At 65.6% G+C, this 20,158-nt stretch carries 25 protein-coding genes; 8 read left to right on the top strand and 17 right to left on the bottom strand.

What is annotated here, in order from left to right:
- Together B1A78_RS12700 and B1A78_RS12695 are read left to right on the top strand one after the other, a co-directional pair.
- Positions 1-353 (top strand): GcrA family cell cycle regulator (locus B1A78_RS12700; protein WP_218667977.1); only part of this gene is annotated, 353 nt, incomplete at its 5' end.
- 10 nt (positions 354-363) lie between these two features.
- Positions 364-759 (top strand): PaaI family thioesterase, encoded by a 396-nt coding sequence (locus B1A78_RS12695; protein WP_077147329.1) that lies wholly within the window; start codon positions 364-366, stop codon positions 757-759.
- A gap of 71 nt (positions 760-830) precedes the next feature.
- Here B1A78_RS12695 and B1A78_RS12690 read toward each other — a convergent pair whose 3' ends face one another.
- The gene (locus tag B1A78_RS12690; RefSeq protein WP_077147328.1) at positions 831-1,667 is read right to left on the bottom strand and encodes an outer membrane protein; all 837 of its coding nucleotides are present in this window, start codon (positions 1,665-1,667) and stop codon (positions 831-833) included.
- 158 nt (positions 1,668-1,825) lie between these two features.
- On the opposite strand from B1A78_RS12690, the gene parE reads away from it, so the two are divergent.
- Genes parE through B1A78_RS12670 form a run of 4 tightly spaced genes read left to right on the top strand, consistent with a single transcriptional unit; the run spans position 1,826 to position 6,304 of the window.
- A complete protein-coding gene (parE, locus tag B1A78_RS12685) occupies positions 1,826-3,805 on the top strand; it encodes a DNA topoisomerase IV subunit B (protein WP_077147327.1) in 1,980 nt (659 codons plus the stop codon).
- A gap of 59 nt (positions 3,806-3,864) precedes the next feature.
- Entirely contained in the window at positions 3,865-4,410 is a 546-nt protein-coding gene (locus tag B1A78_RS12680; RefSeq protein WP_077147326.1) for an RNA polymerase sigma factor, read from the top strand.
- Complete coding sequence (locus B1A78_RS12675) at positions 4,407-4,997, top strand: hypothetical protein (protein ID WP_077147325.1); 591 nt, start codon at positions 4,407-4,409, stop codon at positions 4,995-4,997. Before B1A78_RS12680 ends, B1A78_RS12675 begins: the two co-directional genes overlap by 4 nt.
- Complete coding sequence (locus B1A78_RS12670; RefSeq protein WP_077147324.1) at positions 4,994-6,304, top strand: serine hydrolase; 1,311 nt, start codon at positions 4,994-4,996, stop codon at positions 6,302-6,304. The genes B1A78_RS12675 and B1A78_RS12670 overlap by 4 nt, the downstream gene beginning before the upstream one ends.
- A 3-nt stretch (positions 6,305-6,307) precedes the next feature.
- On the opposite strand, the gene B1A78_RS12665 is transcribed toward B1A78_RS12670, so the two are convergent.
- Genes B1A78_RS12665 through uvrC form a run of 7 tightly spaced genes read right to left on the bottom strand, consistent with a single transcriptional unit; the run spans position 6,308 to position 12,900 of the window.
- On the bottom strand, positions 6,308-7,099 hold the full coding sequence (locus B1A78_RS12665; RefSeq protein WP_077147323.1) for a LysR family transcriptional regulator: 792 nt from the start codon (positions 7,097-7,099) through the stop codon (positions 6,308-6,310).
- The gene (gene apaG / locus B1A78_RS12660; RefSeq protein WP_077147322.1) at positions 7,096-7,497 is read right to left on the bottom strand and encodes a Co2+/Mg2+ efflux protein ApaG; all 402 of its coding nucleotides are present in this window, start codon (positions 7,495-7,497) and stop codon (positions 7,096-7,098) included. The genes B1A78_RS12665 and apaG overlap by 4 nt, the downstream gene beginning before the upstream one ends.
- A 20-nt stretch (positions 7,498-7,517) precedes the next feature.
- Complete coding sequence (locus tag B1A78_RS12655; RefSeq protein WP_077147321.1) at positions 7,518-8,723, bottom strand: PLP-dependent aspartate aminotransferase family protein; 1,206 nt, start codon at positions 8,721-8,723, stop codon at positions 7,518-7,520.
- Positions 8,724-8,739: 16 nt separating this feature from the next.
- On the bottom strand, positions 8,740-9,786 hold the full coding sequence (leuB, locus tag B1A78_RS12650; protein WP_077147320.1) for a 3-isopropylmalate dehydrogenase: 1,047 nt from the start codon (positions 9,784-9,786) through the stop codon (positions 8,740-8,742).
- 48 nt (positions 9,787-9,834) lie between these two features.
- The gene (recO, locus tag B1A78_RS12645) at positions 9,835-10,572 is read right to left on the bottom strand and encodes a DNA repair protein RecO (RefSeq protein ID WP_077147319.1); all 738 of its coding nucleotides are present in this window, start codon (positions 10,570-10,572) and stop codon (positions 9,835-9,837) included.
- The gene (locus B1A78_RS12640) at positions 10,560-10,952 is read right to left on the bottom strand and encodes a PaaI family thioesterase (RefSeq protein ID WP_077147318.1); all 393 of its coding nucleotides are present in this window, start codon (positions 10,950-10,952) and stop codon (positions 10,560-10,562) included. The genes recO and B1A78_RS12640 overlap by 13 nt, the downstream gene beginning before the upstream one ends.
- A gap of 13 nt (positions 10,953-10,965) precedes the next feature.
- A complete protein-coding gene (gene uvrC / locus B1A78_RS12635; RefSeq protein ID WP_077147317.1) occupies positions 10,966-12,900 on the bottom strand; it encodes an excinuclease ABC subunit UvrC in 1,935 nt (644 codons plus the stop codon).
- 73 nt (positions 12,901-12,973) lie between these two features.
- Between uvrC and B1A78_RS12630 the strand changes: the two genes are divergently transcribed.
- Together B1A78_RS12630 and B1A78_RS12625 are read left to right on the top strand one after the other, a co-directional pair.
- Entirely contained in the window at positions 12,974-13,696 is a 723-nt protein-coding gene (locus B1A78_RS12630; RefSeq protein ID WP_077147316.1) for an SDR family oxidoreductase, read from the top strand.
- 23 nt (positions 13,697-13,719) lie between these two features.
- Entirely contained in the window at positions 13,720-14,382 is a 663-nt protein-coding gene (locus B1A78_RS12625; protein WP_077147315.1) for a glutathione S-transferase family protein, read from the top strand.
- 11 nt (positions 14,383-14,393) lie between these two features.
- Here B1A78_RS12625 and B1A78_RS12620 read toward each other — a convergent pair whose 3' ends face one another.
- The 9 genes from B1A78_RS12620 to B1A78_RS12580 all read right to left on the bottom strand — a co-directional run.
- Positions 14,394-14,960, bottom strand: coding sequence for a hypothetical protein (locus B1A78_RS12620; RefSeq protein ID WP_179102043.1), 567 nt, complete (start codon positions 14,958-14,960; stop codon positions 14,394-14,396).
- Between the two features lie 147 nt (positions 14,961-15,107).
- Complete coding sequence (locus B1A78_RS12615; protein WP_179102042.1) at positions 15,108-15,650, bottom strand: F0F1 ATP synthase subunit B; 543 nt, start codon at positions 15,648-15,650, stop codon at positions 15,108-15,110.
- Positions 15,643-16,143: an ATPase gene (locus B1A78_RS12610; RefSeq protein WP_077147312.1), complete on the bottom strand. Its 501-nt coding sequence runs from the start codon at positions 16,141-16,143 to the stop codon at positions 15,643-15,645. Before B1A78_RS12610 ends, B1A78_RS12615 begins: the two co-directional genes overlap by 8 nt.
- 82 nt (positions 16,144-16,225) lie before the next feature.
- Positions 16,226-16,453: a F0F1 ATP synthase subunit C gene (locus tag B1A78_RS12605; protein WP_003044110.1), complete on the bottom strand. Its 228-nt coding sequence runs from the start codon at positions 16,451-16,453 to the stop codon at positions 16,226-16,228.
- Positions 16,454-16,495: 42 nt separating this feature from the next.
- Positions 16,496-17,281 (bottom strand): F0F1 ATP synthase subunit A, encoded by a 786-nt coding sequence (locus B1A78_RS12600; protein WP_077147311.1) that lies wholly within the window; start codon positions 17,279-17,281, stop codon positions 16,496-16,498.
- A 66-nt stretch (positions 17,282-17,347) separates the two neighbouring features.
- A complete protein-coding gene (locus tag B1A78_RS12595) occupies positions 17,348-17,668 on the bottom strand; it encodes an AtpZ/AtpI family protein (protein WP_077147310.1) in 321 nt (106 codons plus the stop codon).
- A 231-nt stretch (positions 17,669-17,899) separates the two neighbouring features.
- The gene (locus tag B1A78_RS12590; protein ID WP_083734131.1) at positions 17,900-18,301 is read right to left on the bottom strand and encodes a YdbL family protein; all 402 of its coding nucleotides are present in this window, start codon (positions 18,299-18,301) and stop codon (positions 17,900-17,902) included.
- Between the two features lie 25 nt (positions 18,302-18,326).
- Entirely contained in the window at positions 18,327-18,542 is a 216-nt protein-coding gene (locus B1A78_RS12585) for a YnbE family lipoprotein (protein WP_077147309.1), read from the bottom strand.
- On the bottom strand, positions 18,539-20,158 hold a 1,620-nt coding region (locus tag B1A78_RS12580), incomplete at its 5' end, for a YdbH domain-containing protein (protein ID WP_179102041.1). The genes B1A78_RS12585 and B1A78_RS12580, both read right to left, overlap by 4 nt.

Below are 20,158 nucleotides of genomic sequence, written 5' to 3'. Positions count from 1 at the left end.
CGCGCAAGCCCGACGCCCCGCGCATCGTCTCGATCGGCCCCGGCGGCTTCATCCGCCAGGGTCCCGGCGACCAGCAGGCGCCGATTCCGCCCGCGCCGCCGCGCCGTCTGGTTCCTGCCAAGCCAAGCGCCGAGATCGCGGGCAAGACCACGCTGCTCGACCTCAACGACCGCATCTGCCGCTGGCCGATGGGCCATCCCGGCGAACCAGACTTCCATTTCTGCGGTGTCGCGGTGAACCCGGGCTTCCCCTATTGCGTCGAACATTGCGGCCGCGCCTATCAGGCGCAGTTGCCGCGCGGCACGCGCCGTCCGCCCCCGCCGCCGCCGTTCGGGGGACCGCGGGTCCGCTAAGGCGCGTTCGTTGCGCCCCTTCGATCAGGATTTCGCGTTCGCGCGCGCGCTCGGCATGAAAATGGTCGAGCGTGGCGAGGGTCGCTGCACGATGGCGATCGACATCAACGCGGAGCAGCATTTCAGCCCGCAGCGCGCCGCGCATGGCGGCGTCGCCTATAGCCTTGCCGACTCGGCGATGGGCGGCGCGCTGACCAGCCTGCTGCCCGATGACCAGTGGTGCGCAACGCTCGAGATCAAATTCAACTATCATGTCCGCGTTGCCGAGGGCCGGCTGACCTGCGAAGCGGCGGTCGTGCATCGCGGCAAGCGCATCGCCAATGTCGAGGCGCGGCTCTATCAGGACGACCGTCTCGTCAGCAGCGCCAACGGCAATTTCGCAATCTTCGCGGCACCGGCAGCCTAGGACGGAAGAAAGGCGCCGAACCTCTGGCGGGTCCGGCGCCTCCTTTAAATCTTCCGCGGTTTGCCAACCTTTTAGAAGCGGAAGTTCAAACTCGCGCGCACGCTGTGCGTCCGGAAATGATCGTCGCTGCGCTTGATGTCGGTGCCGCCGCCGTTGAGCAGGAACGGGTTGGTCGCGGGCGCAGTACCCGGTCCGACATTGACGACGAAATCATCGTCCTGGATATCGGTGTAGAGATATTCGAGCCCGAGCGAGATATTCTTGGTCAGCATCGCCTCGGCGCCGCCACCTGCAACATAGCCCCAGCCGTTGGTGCGGCCATTGTCGGTAAAGCTGTTCGCGCTGTTCGTGGTCGCGAATTTATTGTCGAGCTTGGCATAAGCACCGCCGCCGGTGGCATAGAAAAGCACGCCGCCGCCGGGCGTGTAACCCGCCCGCAATCGCGCATTGGCCTGATAGTCGGCCGAACGGTTGAAGCGATAGGCGGCGGGGGTCGACGAAAAGCCCGTCACGCTGTCGCTCGCTTCGCTGCGCCCGCCCTCGATCACCACACCGACGACGAAATTGCCCATGCGCTTGTCATAGCCGAGCTTGCCGAAATATTCGAAGCCGTCCTTGTCGTTGCGGCAGTTCACATTGGCGGTGCTGGTCGGCGATCCGCCGCAGAAGCCTGGGGCGAAGGCATTGGCACCCGTCGTCGTGTTGACATTCTCGCCATAGGTGCCGTCCTGATTGGTATCGAAGACCAATGTCTCGCGACCATCATTGGGCTGGACGGTATAGCCGCCGACCACACCGACATAGGGGCCATTGAAGTCCTGCGACTTGTCGCGGTCGCTCTGCGCCAGCGCAGGCGTCGCGCACGCGACCGCAGCCGCCGAAGCGACGAGGAGAGATAGGGATTTCATGATTTAACTCCGCTTTTTGAATGACTTTGCGTCGACGGAGAAACCCGCCCCGCGCGCTCGAAGTTCCCCCTCGTTCGGAAAACGGGACGAACCGAGCCGCGCGGATCGGCCAAAACCGCGCTTGCCACCGTGACTCCTCGCCCCCTATAGCTATGCGCATGAGTCACGATTTGTTCGACGCGAACACGCCCGCCACCGACAGCTACAACGCCTCGCAGATCGAGGTGCTCGAAGGGCTCGAACCCGTCCGCCGCCGGCCCGGCATGTATATCGGCGGGACCGACGAACGCGCGCTCCACCACCTCGCCGCCGAGATCATCGACAACAGCATGGACGAGGCGGTCGCAGGCCATGCAAGCCGCATCGAAATCACCCTCGACGCCGGCAATCGCCTGACCGTCGTCGACAACGGCCGCGGCATGCCGGTCGACCCGCACCCGAAATTCCCAGGCAAGTCGGCGCTCGAAGTCATCATGACGATGCTGCACTCGGGCGGGAAGTTCGAGGGCAAGGCCTATGCGACCTCGGGCGGCCTCCACGGCGTCGGGGTCAGCGTCGTCAACGCGCTGTCGACCGACACGACGATCGAGGTCGCGCGCAACAAATTGCTCTATCGCCAGCGCTTCTCGCGCGGCACCCCGCTCGGCGGGCTCGAGGAACTCGGCCCGACCCCGAACCGTCGCGGCACCAGCGTCTCCTTCGTCCCCGACCCCGAAATCTTCGGCGACCATGGCCGTTTCAAGCCGCAGCGCCTCTATCGCCTCGCGCGCTCGAAAGCCTACCTCTTCGCCGGCGTCGAGATCCGCTGGAAATGCGCACCCGAACTGATTGGCGACGACACTCCTGCAGAGGCGGTGTTCCAGTTCCCCGGGGGCCTTGCCGACCATCTGAAGGAGCAGATCGGCACCCGCGAATGCGCGACCGCCGAGCCCTTCATCGGGCGGCAGGACTTCCCGAACGATCAGGGCCGCGCCGAATGGGCGATCGCCTGGCCGCTCTGGTCCGACGGATCGTACAGCTGGTATTGCAACACCATCCCGACCCCCGCCGGCGGCACGCACGAAGCGGGGCTGCGTTCGGCGCTGACCAAGGGCCTGCGCGCCTTCGGCGAGTTGATCGGGCAGAAGAAGGCGGCGCAGATCACCGCCGAGGATGTGTTCAACGGCGGCGAGATGATGCTGTCGGTCTTCATCCGCGACCCGCAGTTCCAGAGCCAGACCAAGGACCGCCTGTCGAGCCCCGAGGCCGCGCGCCTCACCGAAAACGCGGTGCGTGACCATTTCGACCATTTCCTGTCGGACAATATGGACCGCGGCCGCGCGCTGCTCGGGCTGATCCTCGAACGGATGGACGAGCGCCTGAAGCGCAAGGCCGAGCGCGAGGTGAAGCGCAAGACCGCGACCAGCGGACGCAAGCTGCGCCTGCCCGGCAAGCTCACCGACTGTGCAAACGACGGCCCCGAAGGCACCGAACTCTTCATCGTCGAGGGCGATAGCGCGGGCGGCAGCGCCAAGCAGGCGCGCGACCGCAAGACGCAGGCAATCCTGCCGATCCGCGGCAAGATATTGAACGTCGCGAGCGCCAGCGCCGACAAGATCCGCGCCAACACCGAAATCGCCGACCTCGCGCTCGCGCTCGGCTGCGGCATGCGCAAGGATTGCGACGCCGACCGGCTGCGTTACGAAAAGATCGTGATCATGACCGACGCCGACGTCGACGGCGCGCATATCGCAACGCTGCTGATGACCTTCTTCTTTCAGGAAATGCCCGACATCGTCCGCAACGGACATGTCTATCTCGCCCAGCCGCCGCTCTACCGCCTCACCGCGGGCAGCACCTCGGCCTATGCGCGCGATGACGCGCATCGCGCCGAGCTCGAAGCGACGCTGTTCAAGGGCAAGAAAGTCGAGGTCGGCCGCTTCAAGGGCTTGGGAGAAATGAACCCCAACCAATTGAAAGAAACGACGATGGATCCGGCGACGCGCTCGATGCTGCGCGTCACGCTGCCGCAGGAATATGAGGAACGCCATCTGGTGAAGGACCTCGTCGACCGGCTGATGGGCAAGCATCCCGAGCATCGTTTCCAGTTCATCCAGGCCAATGCCGCGACGCTCGACGAAGCCGCGATCGACGCCTGACGATTTTTTTCGCACCCCGTGTCAGAAAGCCGGTGCGGCGCTGACTAAACCACCAGACCATGACGCGGACTGGAGACACCGGGGTGCAATCATCCGAACAGGACAGGCAGTTTACCGAAGCGATTGCGCGCTTCGGCCCCGCGCTTGCCCGCATGGCGCGCGGCTATGAGGCCGACGCCGACCTCCGCCGCGATCTCGAACAGGATATCCAAGTCGCGCTGTGGCAGAGCCTCGCCGGCTTCGACGGCCGCTGTTCGCTAAGCACCTGGGTATGGCGGGTCGCGCATAATCGCGCGACGTCGCATATGCTCGCGCATCGCCGGCGCAACGCGCGCGGCTGGGTAAGCATCGAGGATGTCGATCTCGCCGCCGACGCGCCCTCGCCCTTCGACACCGCCGACAGCAACCGGGCGATGGCGCAGATCCTCTCGATCATCGACCGGCTCGACCCACCCGATCGGCAGATATTGTTGCTCTATCTCGAAGGGGTCACGGGGGCCGAGATCGGCGAGGTTACGGGTGTCTCGCCCGACGCCGTCGCCACCAAGATCCATCGCTTCAAGGCCATGCTCACGCGCCGCTTCGCCATGGGAGACGCCCTGTGACCGACGATTTCGACGACCGCCGCCTGCACGGCCTCTGGCAGCAGGACGATGCCGGGCTTGCCCCGCTTCCGCTCGACGAGGTCAAGCGTCGCGCCGCGCGGCTGGGCAGCATCGTGCAGCGCCGCAACCGCATAGAATATGGCGCCGCCGCGATCGTGCTCGCCGCCTTCACCCTCTATGCAATCGTCCTGCCGGGGCTGCTGCTCAAGCTCGGCAGCCTGCTCGTCATCGCCGGCGTTCTCGTCGTCGTCTGGCAACTCGCGCGCCGCACCTCGCGCCCCGACCCCGATGTCGAAGCCGCCGACGTGCGCGGCTTCTACCGCGCTCGGCTCGTCCGCGAAGAACATATGCTCGCGCGCGTCGGCCTTTGGTACCTTGGCCCGCTCCTTCCGGGACTGCTCACCTTCATGACGGGGCAGGCTATCCTCCTTGACCGGACCGATCCGCTCGGTCTGACGCTCCTTCTCGCGCTCCCGTTGCTGCTTTTCGGCGGCATCTGGTTGCTCAACCGCCGCGCCGCCGCCATGCTCCGCGCCCAGATCGACCGGATCGACCGCGCAGCGCCCCCGACAGGAGAGAGTGAATGAAACCTGTGCTGACCGCACTCCTCGCCGCGACGCTCGCCCTGCCCGCTCCCGCCGTGCTCGCGCAGCAGGCGCCCGCCGCACCGGCACAGGCGGCCACCGCCTTCGACAGCCGCGCCGCGCAACTCGTCGACCTGCTCGCGGGTAAGGTCGCCTTCGCCGACTATTTCGACCCGAGCTTCCAGACCGCGGTGCCCGAGGCGCAGTTCCAGGCGATCACCGCCAGCCTGATCGCCCAATATGGCCCGCCGGTCGCGGTCGACAGCGCGACATCGGTCAATGGCCGCGCCGGGACGGTGATGCTGCGCTTCGAAAAGGGCGTCGGCACGATCGCGCTCGAAGTCGGCCCCGGCGCGGATGCCCGCGTCACCGGGCTGCGTATCACCGGTTTCACCATGGCAGGCGACAGCTTCGACCGCGTCGCCGGCGAAGTCGCCTCGCTCCCCGGTACTACCGGCTTCCTCGTCGCCGAACTCGACGGCAGCGCGATCAAGCCGATCGCAGCAGCCCGCGCCGACACCCAGTTCGCGATCGGCTCGACCTTCAAGCTCTATATTCTCGACGAACTGGCGGCACAGGTTGCCGCGAGGACGCGCAAATGGTCCGACGTCGTGCCGTTGAGCCACGCCAGCTTCTCCTCGGCCGCCACCGCAAACTGGCCCAAGGACACGCCGGTGACGCTCCAGACGCTCGCAAACTGGATGATCTCGGTCAGCGACAATGGCGCGACCGACACGCTGATCCATCTGCTCGGCCGCGAGAAGATCGAGGCGCGCATGAAAGGCACCGGCCACAGCGATCCGGCACGCAACATCCCCTTCCTCACGACGGTCGAGGCCTTCGCGCTCAAGGGCGACAATTTCGCCGACGAACGCGCCGCCTTCGTCGTCGCCGACGACAAGGCGCAGCGCAGACTCATCGAAAGCAACAAGGATCGCCTGATCCTCTCCAACGTCGACGGCGTCAGCTTCAGTGGCGGACCGCGCTTCATCGACAGCCTCGAATGGTTCGCCAGCCCCAGTGACATCGCGCGTGCCTTCATCGACCTGCGCGCACGCGCGTCGGACACGACGATGTCGGTGATGGCGATCAACAACGGCGTCGGCCCCGGTGCGGCAAAGGGCTGGTCTTACCTCGGCTACAAGGGTGGGTCCGAACTCGGCGTGCTGTCGATGAGCCTGCTCGGCCAACGCGCGGCCGACGGCAAATGGTATGTCGTGACGATGAGCTGGAACAATCCCGAGGCCGCCGTCTCGACCGACACGATGGTCGGGCTGGTCACGCGGCTGCTCGCGCTCGCAGCGAAATAGGCGTCAGGCAGTCAGCGCCGCGACCAGCGCCTTGACCTTCGCCTGCCGCCACTGCGGCGTCGGGGCAACGAGCCAATAGCCGCGCTTCACCGCAAAGGCTTCGCGCACCAGCCGCACGCGGCCCGAGGCGATATCGGCCTCCGCCAGCATCGCTGGCACATTGGCCTGCCCCAAGCCATTGGCGGCAGCGTCGATCGCTAGCCCCGCATCGCCCAGCCGCAGCGCGGGTTCGCCATCTTCGACCGGACAGCCCGGCCAGGCGATCCGCGTGTCGCTTTCGCTACCCGGGCCCGCGACGGTCACCATCATCGCGTCGGCGAGCGCGACGCCCTCATGTTCGCCCGCGCCATCGGACCAGAAGATCGCGAGGTCGAGGTTCGCCTCAGTGAAATCGATACCGCTGTCGGCCGACACCAAGGTGAAGCGCACGTCGGGCGCCTGCTGGCTGTAGCGCGCGAGCCGTGGTGCGAGCCATTTGGCCGTCAGGTCGCGCGGCGCCGCGATCGTCAGCGACTGCGACGATTGCCCTGCCTGCATCGCGCGCACCGATTCCTCGAACTGCAAAAAGCCCTGGCGCAGCGCGTCGAGCCCGGCATCGGCCTCGCCGGTCAGTTCCAGCCCTTTCGGCGTGCGGCGGAACAGCACGACGCCGAGCATATCCTCAAGCGCGCGGATCTGCTGGCCGACGGCGGCGGGCGTCACCGCCAGTTCGTCGGCAGCGCGGGTGAAGCTCAGGTGGCGGGCCGCTGCATCGAACACGCGCAGCGCGTTGAGCGGCAAATGGGTGCGTTTCATGGGGCGGTCGCGGGCATCGTCAGGGAAAATTGCGGGATCGCGATCAGCATATGCTCGCCGTCCTCGCGTTCCATGTCGTAACTGCCGATCATCGATCCCTCGGGGGTCGACAGCGGGCATCCCGACACATAGTCGAACGCGCCGCCGGGCTGGATGATCGGCTGTTCGCCGACCACGCCTTCGCCTTCGACCTCGCTGACCAGCCCATGGCCGTCGACGATCCGCCAGTGACGGTTGATCAGCTGCACCGCCGTCTCCCCGTGATTCTCGATCCGGACATGATAGGCCCAGAACCAGCGGCCGAGCGACGGATGCGACTGTTCGGGCAGATAGCTGACCGCCACGCGTACCGTCATCGACCCAGTGGTCTCGGCATAGGGGAAGAAGGAGTCGATCATCGTCACCCGGTCAAAATCGCCTAAAGCCCGACCTTGGTCAATGCCTGGTCCAGATCGGCGATCAGGTCGCGCGGATCCTCCAGCCCGATGTTGATCCGCAGCATGCCTTCGACCACCCCCATGTCGGCGCGCGCCTCGGCGCTGACGCTGTAATGCGTCGTCGAAGCGGGGTGACAGCACAGGCTGCGCGAATCGCCGATATTGTTCGAAATATCGACCAGTTCGAGCGCGTTAAGCAGCGCCATCGCCTGTTTCTGATCCTCGAGGATGAACGAGAAGATCGGCCCGCATGCGTCCATCTGGCTCATCGCGAGATTATGCTGCGGGTGGCTCGCGAGGCCCGGATGCAGGATTTTCGGCACCCGTTTTTCGACGAACTTGCCGACCGCGAGCGCATTTTCGGACTGGCGCTTGGCACGCAGGTCGAGCGTTTCGAGTCCCTTCAGCACCACCCAGGCATTGAACGGCGACAGGTTCGGCCCGGTGTTGCGCTGGAACGGCAACAGTATGTCGTTGATGAACTTCTCGGTCCCGCACACCGCGCCGGCGAGCACGCGGCCCTGCCCTTCCATCAGCTTGGTCGCCGAATAGGCGACGACATCGGCGCCGAAATCCATCGGCCGCTGCAACACGCTGGTCGCAAAGGCGTTGTCGACCACCGTCGTGATGCCATGCGCCTTCGCCACCGCACAGACATGCTTCATGTCGACGATGTCCATCGTCGGATTGGCGGGGGTTTCGAAGAAGAACACCTTGGTGTTCGGCTTGATCGCCTTTTCCCACGCATCATTGTCGCGCCCGTCGATCACCGTCGTCTCGATCCCGAAGCGCGGGCAGAGCTGGTCGACCAGCCAGCGGCACGATCCGAACGCCGCCTTCGCCGCGACGATATGGTCGCCGACCGACAGCTGGCAGAGCAGCGCGGTGGTCATCGCCGCCATACCCGTCGCCTGCGTCCGGCATGCCTCGGCGCCTTCCATCAGCGCGATCCGTTCCTCGAGCATCGCCACGGTCGGGTTCTGCAGCCGCGAATAGGTCATGCCCTGTTCTTCGCCGGCAAAGCGCGCCGCGACCGTCTCGGCATCGTCATATGTATAGCCCGACGTCAGGAAGAGCGCCTCCGACGTCTCGCCATGCTCGCTGCGCCAGGTACCGCCGCGCACCGCCTGCGTTGCGGGATGCCAGCCCCTCGTCTTGTTGCGATCGAAACCCGTGGTCTTTTTCATCTCGTCCGTCCGTACTCTAGTTCTTCAAGGCTGCAACGACCGCATCGCCGAGTGCGGCCGTGCCCATGTTACCGCCGAGGTCGGCACCGCGGCACCCGTCGGCCAGAACCTTCGCCACCGCCGCCTCGATCCGCGCCGCGTTCGCCTCGTCGCCGCCCGAATGGCGCAGCAGCATCGCGAGCGACAAGATCATCGCGAGCGGATTGGCGACGCCCTTGCCCGCGATATCGGGCGCGCTGCCGTGGATCGGCTCGTACAATCCCTGCTTGCCCTCGCTCAGCGACGCCGAGGCGAGCAGCCCGATCGACCCGACACACATCGAGGCTTGGTCCGACAGGATATCGCCGAACAAATTCCCGGTCACGACGACGTCGAACTGCCCCGGATTGCGCACCAGCTGCATCGCGGCATTGTCGACATACATATGGCTGAGCGTGACGTCGGGATAGTGTGCCGAAACTTCGATCACGACATCGCGCCACAGCTGCGAGGTTTCGAGCACATTGGCCTTGTCGACCGAGCAGAGCCGCTTCTGCCGCCCCTGCGCGGCGCGGAAGGCGACATGCGCAATGCGGCGCACCTCGCTCTCGCTGTACGACATGATGTCATAGCCCTCGCGTTCGCCGTTCGCGGTGGTGCGCGTGCCCTTCTCGCCGAAATAGACGTCGCCGTTGAGCTCGCGCACGATCAGCAGGTCGATCGCCGACGCGACTTCGGGACGCAGCGCCGAACTGTCCTCGAGTCCCGCGAACAGCTTGGCAGGCCGCAGATTGGCGAACAGGCCGAGTTCGGAGCGCAGGCCGAGGATCGCCTGCTCGGGGCGCAGATGGCGTTCGACAGTGTCGAACCGCGGATCGCCGACCGCCCCGAACAGGATGGCATCGCTGGCCTTCGCCTTGGCAAGCGTCTCCGGCGGAAGCGGATGGCCGGTCGCTTCATAGGCCGCGCCGCCGACGAGCGCGCGGTCGAGCGTCACCGGCAGCGCGAGCGCGGCGAGAACTTTCTCCGCCTCCGCCATGATTTCCGGACCGATACCGTCGCCAGCCAGCAGCAGGATGTTCAATGCGTCGCCCTTTCGTGTCTCGCGAGCCGCTTAGACAGCGAATACCGCCTACGCAACCGCCCTGCCGAGCCGGTCGATCAATCGCGCGCGGACCTCGATCAATTCGCGGTTGCGTCCCTCGAGCAGGTCACGGTCGAGGAAATGCCCCGTGATCGCCAGCCCGTCGAGCACATCGCCCATCGTCTCGGCCGCTCCGGCGCCGCGCAGGAAGGCCGGCAGGCGCAGCAGCCGCGCCTCATAACCAGCCGCCGCCGCAACGCTCACCGCCCCGCCCGACTTCGGGCTGACGAACGCCAGATGGTCGCGCGCGCCCGTCGCCACACATTCGTCGAGGTCGAGCCCGAACCCCAGTTCGGCGAGCAGCAGCAGCTCGTAGCGCGCCAGCGCCGCCGCCCATTGCCGCGCCGACGGTGCCACCCCGATCGCGTCGAGCAGCCCCGACAGCGCCACATAGAGCGCGGCATAGGGTTGGCTTTCGGGCAGGATCGCCGCCGTCGCGCTCGTCACCCAGTCGATCGCCGCCGCGGCGAGCGGTTCGGCCAGCAGCGGCGCGCGGCTCGCGAGCAGTTCCGCCGTCGCCCCTGCCAATTGCTCTTCGGTCCGCGCGCGCAGTTCGAGCGCCACCAGATTGCCCGGCATCAATATCGGCCGCAGCCGCCGCGACCGCCCGCCGCGCACATAACCCGCGACCAGCCCCGCCTCGCGCGTCAGCGCCCGCAATATCGCGCCATGCTCGCCATGCGCGCGCACCGCGCAGACGATCGCCTCGGCGCTCAGGCTGGCCAAAGCACCAGCTGCGTCTGCGTCACCAGCGCGACATCTGCGCCTTCCTCGGTGCGGATGCGCGTCTGCCATACCGAGACGCGTTTGCCGATCTTCACCGGGGTCGCCTCGCCGACCAGCACCGACCCCACCGGCCCGCCGCCGAGGAAATTGGTCTTGCTCTCGATCGTCGTCGTGCCGCTCGCACCCTCGGGCAGCGTCAGAAAGGCGCCCACCGCACCGAGGCAGTCGGCAAAGGCCATGATCGCGCCGCCATGGACGATGTTTCCCGCGGTGCAGATCTCGGCGCGCACGGGCAGCTTGCCCGCAACACGCTCCTTCGTCCCCTCATGGATCGTCACCCCCAAGGTGCCCGCCAGCGGCATCATTGACCCGAAATCCATCGTCCCGCTCTCCTCACCGTCCCGCATGATAAAAATCATGCACCGCCTGCGCGACCGCTGCGCTCACCCCGGGCGCCTTCTGCAGGTCCTCGAGGCTCGCGCCGCGCACCGCGCGCGCGGTGCCGAAATGCATCAGCAGCGCCTTCTTGCGCGAAGGGCCGATGCCCGGCACCTCGTCGAGCGGCGACGAACCCATCGCCTTCGCGCGCTTCGCGCGGTGCGCGCCGATCGCAAAGCGGTGCGCCTCGTCGCGCAGCCGCTGGATGTAGAAAAGCACCGCATTGTTCGGCGGCAGCGTGAATTCGCGCCCGTCGGGATGGTAGAAGGTCTCGCGCCCGGCATTGCGGTCGGGGCCCTTGGCGACGCCAATGTACGGCAGATCGTCGATCCCGAGTTCGGCGAGCACCGCGCCCGCCGCCGACACCTGTCCTTTGCCGCCGTCGATCAACACCAGATCGGGCCATTCACCCTTGGTGCGTTCGGGGTCCTCCTCGATCGCGCGGGCGAAGCGGCGCTGGAACACCTCGGCCATCATCGCGAAATCGTCGCCCGGCTGCGTCTCGGCGCGCTTGATGTTGAACTTGCGATACGCGCCCTTGATCCAGCCCTCGGGCCCCGCGACGACCATTGCGCCGAGCGCATTGGTGCCCTGGATATGGCTGTTGTCGTAAATCTCGATCCGCTGCGGCGGATTGTCGAGGTCGAACAGATCGGCCAGCTCGCGGCCGAGCTTCGCCTGGCTGCTGCTCTCGGCAAGTCGCCGGTCGAGTTCCTCGCCAGCATTGCGCACCGCCTGTTCGAGCAGGCGCCGCCGGTTGCCGCGCTGCGGCACGCTGATCTCGACCTTGCGCTCGGCAAGCTCGCCCAGCGCCTCGGCGAGCAGCGCGCATTCGGCGGGCTCGCGGTCGACGAGGATCGTCTTCGGCGGCGGCACGCCTTCGTAGAATTGCATCAGGAAGCTTTCGAGCACCTCGTCCTCGGGCACGCCGGCCACATGCGCAGGAAAGAAGCTGCGATGCCCCCAATTCTGCCCACCGCGGATGAAGAAGCCCGCGATGCAGAGCTGCCCGCCCTTCGCGGCGAGCGCAAAGACATCGGCATCGCCCAGCCCGTCGGCATGCACCGACTGGCTGCCCTGGATGAAGGTCAGCGCCTTCAACCGGTCGCGGATGATCGCCGCGGTCTCGAAATCCATCGCCTCGGCAGCATGCGTCATCGCAGCGCCGAGCCGCTTCTGGACCGCGATCGAGCGGCCTTCGAGGAAGTCCTGCGCATCGCCGACAAGCTGCGCATAATTCTCTTTCGAGATGCGATCGACGCACGGCGCGCTGCACCGCTTGATCTGGTACAGCAGGCACGGGCGCGACCGGTTCGAAAAGAAGCTGTCGGTGCAGCTGCGCAGCAGGAAGGTCTTTTGCAGCGCGTTGAGCGTCTGGTTTACCGACCCCGCACTCGCGAACGGCCCGTAATAACGCCCCTTGGCGCGCCGCGCGCCGCGATGCTTCTGCACCCGCGGGAAATCATGGTCCATGCGCAACAGGATGAAGGGAAAGCTTTTGTCGTCGCGCAGCAGCACATTGTACGGCGGGCGATAGCGCTTGATCAGCTGCGCCTCGAGCAACAGCGCCTCGGCCTCGCTCGTCGTCGTGACGATCTCCATTGCGCGCGTCTGTGCGACCATGCGCTGCAACCGCTGCGGCAGCCGCGCGACCTGCGTATAATTGGTCACCCGGTTCTTCAGCGCGCGCGCCTTGCCGACATACAACACGTCGCCGCGCGCATCGAGCATGCGATAGACGCCGGGGCGCACCGGCAGCTTCCTGACGACGTTACGGATCGCCTCGGCGCCGCGTTCGAGGTCGGGCTTGTCGGCCCCCTCGCCTTCGCCGCGCACGACATAGGTCGCCTTCTCTTCGTTGAATCGGTCGGGAGCGTTCGGGCGGGCCATGATTTTGCATGTAGGCGAGGACGATGCGACCCGCCATAGTGCGGCGGGTAAAACAGTCATCGGAGGGGTCGTCATGGACGTCAGGGGAAAGCTCGCGCTGGTCACGGGCGGCAGCGACGGCATCGGGCGCGAGATCGCGCTGCAACTCCAGGCGCTCGGCGCCGACGTGATCGTCACCGGGCGGTCGCCCGAAAAGCTGCAGGCGATGGCCGCGCTCGGCTTCGGAACGATCGCCGGCGACCTGTCGCAACCGGCGGGCATCGATGCGGTGGTTTCGGGCGTCGCCGGCAAGCCGCTGGCACTGCTGGTCAACAATGCCGGGGTCGGTGCGATGGACTATGTCGTCGACGACCCGGCCAACCTCGACACCGCCGCCGACTGCATCCGCACCAACCTCGACGCGCCGATCGCGCTCTGCGCGCATCTGCTGCCGGGCCTGAAGGCGCAGCCCGAGGCCGTGATCGTCAACGTCACCTCGGGCCTCGCGATCGCCCCCTGTGGCAGCGGGGCGGTCTATTGCGCCAGCAAGGCGGGGCTACGCGCCTATACGCAGGCGATGCGCTACATGTTGAAGGGCAGCCATGTTCGCGTGATCGAGGCGCTGCCGCCGGTGGTCGAGACCAACATGACGAAGTCGCGCGCGGGCAAGAAGCTGAGCGCGCATGATTGCGCGGCCGAAATCGTCCGTGGCATCCGCACCGGAAAGACCGAAATCAACGTCGGCATGGTGAAGATGCTCCAGATCGTCCACAGCATCTCGCCGGCACTCGCCCGGCGGATCATGATCACATTCTGAGACCGTTAAAAGGATCGACCGATATGATCACCCTCTATGGCGAAGGCCGCGGCTTCCGCGTCGCCTGGCTGCTCGAGGAAATGGGGCTGCCCTATCGCATGCGCCCAGTCGATCTGCTCGACGGCGTCGAGAACGACCATGAGTTCCTTGCGGTCAACCCCGCCGGCTTCATCCCCGTGATAATCGACGGCGACACGGTGCTGGTCGAATCGATCGCGATCCTCGAATATCTGCTTGCGCGCCATGGCCCCAGCCCGCTCGCTCCCGCGCCCGGCGATGCCGATTTCGCCACCTATCTGCAGTTCCTGCACATGGGCGAGGCGGGGCTCGCCGGCCCGGTCAACGCGATCGTCGCCACGATCATCCTCGCCCCCGAGGCCGAGCAGGCGAACTGGACGACCAGATGGGCGCGCGACATCTTCGAAAGCCGCCTCGGCCTCGTCAGCCGTCAATTGGCGAAGACGCCCTATATCGCGGGCGACCGCTTCACCGCCGCCGACATCTCGGTCACCTATGCGCTGCAATTCGCGCAGCGGACGATCGGCTATGCGCTTGGCGATACCGAGAAGGCCTATGTCGCGCGCACAACGGCGCGCGAAAGCTACACCCGCGCGATGGATGCTTGCCCCGCCACCAAGGCGTGGGTGGCCGGGATGGCTGCTCAACAGGACGTGCCGCCCGCGTAGAACGCAATGGCTCAGTATAAAGACCGGCGCATGGAGGCCTTGAGTTCGATCCAACGTCCGTCAAGTGCTGCGAGCACTCGATTGGCACGCAGGGCGACACGATCATCATCCGAATGCGCCAGACGGTAAAGCCGGTCGCGCAAATGTCGATCATCGACGCTGACCGCTGCCCGGCAATAATCCAGAAACTCACGGCGATAATCGGCCCTCTCGACAAACTCTTCGATGATGGTTTGGAGCCTCGAACGATCGCCGATACCAAGCGATCGCTTCTTGATCTCCCTCAACAGCCTTTCCTTCATATAGCCTGACCGGAAGAACATTGGATCGGCCTCCAGAAAGTCGAGGATATCCGATGACTCAAGGTCGCTCACCTTCGTGACGCCCTGAACGACTTCTCTCAATGGATGCGGATAGGCGCGCTCGCACGCCAGGTTGAAGAGCGCTATGGCATCGGTCCAGCGCCTCGTCGCCGGATCGTCTTCGCTTCTCCGGTAGACCTGCTCGAAAGCGGCATTCACGGCAGCCTGCGCCTCATTCACGGCCCGCGCCCGCTTGGCATAGTCGAATTTTCTCATGTCCAACTGCCCGACAGCATGACCCATATCGTAAGATGCAATGCTTAACGAAGGTACGCGAAGGGATCGGCGAAAACTCCCATACCCAAATAGCAAAACGCCCGCGGAAATCCGCGGGCGCCTTGTTTACAGCACTGTCGCTCGGGCTCAGCCTTTGGCAACCGCCGCGATCGCTTGGTCGACCAGCGCCTTGTCGGCCCCGGCGTCATGCTTGTCGGCAATCAGCTTTGCCGCCGCTTCGGTCGCCGCCTTGGCGGCCGCGGTGCGGACTTCGGCGAGCGCGCCGGCTTCGGCCGCCGCGATGCGGTCTTCGGCCATCTGCTTGCGGCGCGCGATCAGCGCGGTGGCGTCGGCCTTGGCCTTGGTCACCAGCGTCTCGGCTTCTGCCTCGGCGCGAGCGCGCATGTCTTCGGCTTCCTTGGCCGCATCGGCCAGCTTCGCCTCATATTCCGCCTTCAGCGATTCGGCGTCGAGGCGGAGCGCTTCGGCTTCCTTCAGCTGCTTCGAAATCTCGGCAATCTTGTTGTCGAGCATGCCGGCGATCATCTTCGGCACACCCTTCCACAGCAGGATACCGAGGAAGGCGAGCATCGCGATCGACACCCACACCGTCGCGTCCATGCCGAACGCCTTGGGCGTGGCATGCGCTTCGCCGGCGGCTTCTGCCATGAGGATCACGAAATTAGCCATGGAGCACCGCCTTCACCGCCGACTTGGCGTCTGCTGCCGCGACCTTCACGCCCGACAGCTTGGCAACCAACTCGCTGGCGGCTTCGGCAGCTACCGATTCGATCTCGGCCATCGCCGACGAGCGCGCCGAGGCGACATCGGCTTCGGCCGCGGCCAGCTTGTCGGCCAGTTCGGCGTCGACCTTGGCCAGACGCTTTTCGGCGTCCTTCGCGGCCTTGTCCTTGGCGTCGGTAACCGCCTTCTGCGCGGCGGCGCGGCTGGCGTCGCCCTGCTGGCGATAGCTTTCCTCGATGGCGTCGGCGGCGGCATGCGCCGCCTTCGCTGCCGCCAGATCGTCCGCCACCTTGCGGTCGCGGGCGTCCACCGTCGCTTCGATCTTGGGCAGCATGCCGCGACCGATGACGACATAGATGCCGGCAAAGACGATCAGCAGCCAGAAGAGCTGCGAGGCAAGATACCAATTGTCAGCGGTTAGCTGGGCTATCTGGGGCATGAAAGGCGGACCTTGAAATCTTGAAAAACCTGCGCGGCGGCGCCGACCCCGCCGGGGTCGGCGTCACCAAATTTCGTCGAAATCAGACGACGAAGAGCAGGATCATCGCAACGACGAACGCCAGCAGGCCGAGAAGTTCGGCAGCGGCGAAGCCGATGAACAGGCGGCCCTGCTGGCCGTCGGCGGCGGCCGGGTTGCGCAGCGCGCTTTCGAGGAAGCTGCCGAACACATTACCCACGCCGATGGCGGCCATGCCGGCACCGATGGCTGCCAGACCGGCACCGATCAGCTTTGCTGCTTCTGCGTCCATTGTAATAACTCCTTGGTGGTATCGTTTGAAAATAAACGGAACTTAGTGAAGATTGACCGCGTCGTTGATGTACAGCGAGGTCAACAGGGCGAAAACATAGGCCTGGATGCCGGCGACCAGCAGCTCGAGCGCGCTGATCCCGATCATCAGGATGAAGCTGAGCACCGACACGATCGAGCCGAGCCACAGCGTTTCGGCGTTGAAGCCGTTGATCACGAAGCCCGACAGCACTTTCAGCAGGACGTGACCCGCGGTCATCGCGACGAAAAGACGCAGACCGAGGCTGAACGGGCGCACCATGAACGACACAAACTCGATCGGCGCGATGATCGGGATCATCGGCAGCGGCGTGCCGTGCGGCACGAAGAGCGAGAAGAAGTGCAGGCCATGGCGCCAGAAACCGACGACGAGGACGATCGCGAAGCTGATCAGCGCGAGAACGCCGGTGATCGCGATGTGGCTGGTGACGGTGAAGGGGTGAAGCCCCAGCACGCCCAGCGGCAACATGCCGAGCAGGTTGCAGAAGAGGATGAACATGAAGAGCGAGAAGACATAGGGCGTATATTTACGGCCTTCGGTGCCGATATTCGCCATCATCATGCTCGAGATGAAGCCGGTGAAGCCCTCGACCGCGACCTGCCAGCGGCCCGGGATGAGCTGGCGACGCATGCCGCCCCACATGAAGAGGCCGAGCGCGATCGCCGCGATCACCATCCACAGCGCGCTGTTGGTGAACAGGATCTCGTGCCCGCCCAGGTTGAAACCGCCGCCAAGCGGGGTCACCTCGAACTGGTGCATCGGGTCGATCTTGCCGGATTCCGCCGCCACTCTTCACTCCACGCGTATTGCGGGACGGCGTCGCCGCCGTTCCGTCAGAAAATCCTTTGCGACCCGTTATTTACGGGGCGTCGAAGAGATGCGGATGATGTTCCGGAAGGCAACGACTATGCCCATGAACAACATCCCCAACAGACCCCAGGGCGACGTTCCCGCGATGCGGTCGATCAGCCAGCCGAACAAGGCACCGCCGATCAATCCGCCCAGCAGTTCGGCCAGGACACGGTTGCCGAGCCGGTAATTGGCATCGGATTCCGGCCCGGCGTTCACCGCGGTCCGTTTCGCTTCTGCGGCTTCGGCCCGGTCCAATCGCTTTTCGAGCGAGACCAGGCGCGAATCCTCCGAAGCTGGTTCCGGATCGCTGCCGTTCCCCGTCATCTTCCGCCATCCTCCTGAAACAGAACGGGAAATCCCCGATTCCGCCTGCGAAAAAAGGCCCGAAAATTCGGGGGACCCCTAAGGCGCGGTCCGTTTAGGAATGACGCCCCATTAAGTCAATGCTTGTGCGCAACTGCACAAAAATCGCCTTCGCGCCGCGCACAAAAATGCCGCCGCGTTTAGGGGCGCGGCGGCATGTGACGCCCGCGGGCGCCCTTGTCGTTCGGAAAATCAGGGGCAGCGCGAATCCCGCACCGGCGCGCCGCCGTCGCGCGTCTTCCAGCTGCCGTCGGGCGCCTTGTATTTCTCGCCCGGCTTGGTCTTGGCGATCAGGTTGCACCCGGTCACGAACGCGAACTGTTCGACCGTGCTCCCTGCCGGCGCGCCGCTGGTATAGGCCGCTTTGCGCTTGATATTGATGTCGTCGACGATCGCACGCACCGCCGCGGTCGGGGGCGAGGCATAGCCGAGATAGCCGTCGGGCTGCTCGCCGACCTGCCCTGCCGCGCGCGCGGCTTCATAAGCGGGGTCGCGCTGCGCCATTGCCGACGGCACCAGCAGCGCCACGGCGGTGGTCGCGGCCACGGCGGCCATCGCAATCCCGGTCGGTTTCCACATCTTGGTCATCATCATCTTCATTCCCCAGTTGCCCGACATATCAGAATATCGAGCTATTCTGTTCGATCAGCTTCTTGGCGTCTCCATCAAGCCGATACACGATTTCCTGCTTGATGTTGATGTTCAGGTTGATCTCGATCGGTTTGTCCGGCGTGTCGATCTGCACGCAGCCGCCAAGGGCCATCGCGCCGATCGTCACCGCAAGACCGCGACCGATCAAGGTCCGCCTCCTCGCTTCTCTCTTCTGTCTCTTCATTGCACGGGCTCGCTTGCTGGAGGCTGAACGGTCGAATCTTTGGCCGCGGCGGCGGCGCGGGCATCTTCCTGCGCCTGCATCAGCGCGGGTAAATTCTGCTCGATATAGACGGTCGGATCATAAAAGCCCTTGGCCGAAGTGATCAACTGGCGGAACGGCGCCTGGATCTTGATGTTGAAGACGAAGGGGAGTTTCGCGATCTGGCGCGTGATGAAATTCTGCGTCGCCCCTTGGCCCTGCCCGATGCCGCCGAAGCGAATGTCGGTGACCATTTCGCCGTCGAGGTCGCCGTTGAGGATGATCGTCAGATCGTCATATTTCAGGCTGCGCAGCGCACCAAAGGCGAAATTGGCCATCGCACCAAGGTCGTGGTTCGTGAGTTCGCCGACATAGGCGAGCGTGCCGCCGCCGCGCGAATCGATGCGCCCGCCGACGATCCGCCCGCCCAGCCCGCCAAATTCGACCGGCAGCGTGCCATCGAACTTGCCGGTGGCGTTGATATTCTCGAACCCGAAGTTCTGCAGGAAGATCGCCGCATCGACCCCGACGAGGTCGAAGGTCAGACGCCGCGGCTGGTCGGCATTGAAGTTGAGCGTGGTCGGATGCAGCTCGAGCGTGCCACCGGCAAAGGGCCAGCTCCCGCCCTGGATGCGCACGCGATTGTCGCCGAGCAGCTGATATTCGATCTCGCCGTCCTTCACCGGGATGCCCGGGTTGAGCTCGGCAAGCCGGACCTTCTGGTTCGGCGCCGAGCGCAGCCCGATCAGGTCGTCGAAGGTCAACGTCGTCGTCGCCCCGGTCACCGGACCGAAGGCGGCGGCGAGATTGGTGTTGGCCGTCGCAAAAGTGCCGCGGCTCGTCACCCCGGCAGGCGACCAGTCGATCCGCCCGTCGCCGACGACCGATCCCTGCACATTGGCGACGACGCCGAGCGCGAGGCGCGTCAGCTGGTCGGGCTGGAAAGCGTCCGAGAAGCGCAGCTCGGAAACCTTGAGGTCGGCGTGGCCGGTACCGCTCGCCAGCCGATGTCTGATCACCGTGTCGAGGACATGCGCGCCGGTCTTGCGCTCGTTGAAGGCGGCGGTCGCATCGATCGCCCCATCGGCAAAGCGCAGATTCGCATTGTTACTGATCAGCGGAAAGAAGCGCGCTTCGGCTTCGGGCAATGCGTCCGAAACGACGATCGCGCCTTCGAGCCCCAGCGCGCCATTCACGAAGCGCCAGCGCCCGTCGATCTCGCTCATCTCGAGCGGGACCGCGCCGATCTTGCCCGCCGCACCGCCGAGCTGCCCCGCCAGTCCTTGCGGGGTCGACGCCCCGGTGATCCGCTGCGCGCTGAAGCGCGTCACGCTCTCGCCCTCGCCCAACCGCACATCGGCACCCGCAAGCGCCCAGCGCATCGTCGCAAGGTCGATATCCCCCGCCCCCGAATTGAAGGCAAAGGGCGACGATCCGCTCGTCCCGCGCAAGGCGATGCGCGGAACCCGGATTTGGCCTTTCAGCCCGTCCGGCCCCACTGCAAGCAGGGGCTGGCCCGCGCGGCTGCACAGGTCGATCGCCGGCGCCGCGAGCCGGAAGCCGCTGACGTCGATCCGGTCGGCGGCAACGCGGCTGCA

Source organism: Sphingopyxis sp. KK2 (assembly GCF_001990265.1).
Lineage (GTDB): Bacteria > Pseudomonadota > Alphaproteobacteria > Sphingomonadales > Sphingomonadaceae > Sphingopyxis.
The sequence above is the reverse complement of the archived record's forward strand: the minus strand, read 5'-3'. Positions and strand labels throughout refer to the sequence as shown.

Bases quoted from the DNA above. Each gene is read 5' to 3' on its own strand.
- B1A78_RS12690 (WP_077147328.1), bottom strand. From the start codon at position 1,667: ATGAAATCCCTATCTCTCCTCGTCGCTTCGGCGGCTGCGGTCGCGTGC.
- parE (WP_077147327.1), top strand. From the start codon at position 1,826: ATGAGTCACGATTTGTTCGACGCGAACACGCCCGCCACCGACAGCTAC.
- B1A78_RS12680 (WP_077147326.1), top strand. From the start codon at position 3,865: ATGACGCGGACTGGAGACACCGGGGTGCAATCATCCGAACAGGACAGG.
- B1A78_RS12670 (WP_077147324.1), top strand. From the start codon at position 4,994: ATGAAACCTGTGCTGACCGCACTCCTCGCCGCGACGCTCGCCCTGCCC.
- B1A78_RS12665 (WP_077147323.1), bottom strand. From the start codon at position 7,099: ATGAAACGCACCCATTTGCCGCTCAACGCGCTGCGCGTGTTCGATGCA.
- apaG (WP_077147322.1), bottom strand. From the start codon at position 7,497: ATGATCGACTCCTTCTTCCCCTATGCCGAGACCACTGGGTCGATGACG.
- B1A78_RS12655 (WP_077147321.1), bottom strand. From the start codon at position 8,723: ATGAAAAAGACCACGGGTTTCGATCGCAACAAGACGAGGGGCTGGCAT.
- B1A78_RS12640 (WP_077147318.1), bottom strand. From the start codon at position 10,952: ATGGATTTCGGGTCAATGATGCCGCTGGCGGGCACCTTGGGGGTGACG.
- uvrC (WP_077147317.1), bottom strand. From the start codon at position 12,900: ATGGCCCGCCCGAACGCTCCCGACCGATTCAACGAAGAGAAGGCGACC.
- B1A78_RS12630 (WP_077147316.1), top strand. From the start codon at position 12,974: ATGGACGTCAGGGGAAAGCTCGCGCTGGTCACGGGCGGCAGCGACGGC.
- B1A78_RS12625 (WP_077147315.1), top strand. From the start codon at position 13,720: ATGATCACCCTCTATGGCGAAGGCCGCGGCTTCCGCGTCGCCTGGCTG.
- B1A78_RS12620 (WP_179102043.1), bottom strand. From the start codon at position 14,960: ATGAGAAAATTCGACTATGCCAAGCGGGCGCGGGCCGTGAATGAGGCG.
- B1A78_RS12615 (WP_179102042.1), bottom strand. From the start codon at position 15,650: ATGGCTAATTTCGTGATCCTCATGGCAGAAGCCGCCGGCGAAGCGCAT.
- B1A78_RS12610 (WP_077147312.1), bottom strand. From the start codon at position 16,143: ATGCCCCAGATAGCCCAGCTAACCGCTGACAATTGGTATCTTGCCTCG.
- B1A78_RS12605 (WP_003044110.1), bottom strand. From the start codon at position 16,453: ATGGACGCAGAAGCAGCAAAGCTGATCGGTGCCGGTCTGGCAGCCATC.
- B1A78_RS12595 (WP_077147310.1), bottom strand. From the start codon at position 17,668: ATGACGGGGAACGGCAGCGATCCGGAACCAGCTTCGGAGGATTCGCGC.
- B1A78_RS12590 (WP_083734131.1), bottom strand. From the start codon at position 18,301: ATGATGATGACCAAGATGTGGAAACCGACCGGGATTGCGATGGCCGCC.
- B1A78_RS12585 (WP_077147309.1), bottom strand. From the start codon at position 18,542: ATGAAGAGACAGAAGAGAGAAGCGAGGAGGCGGACCTTGATCGGTCGC.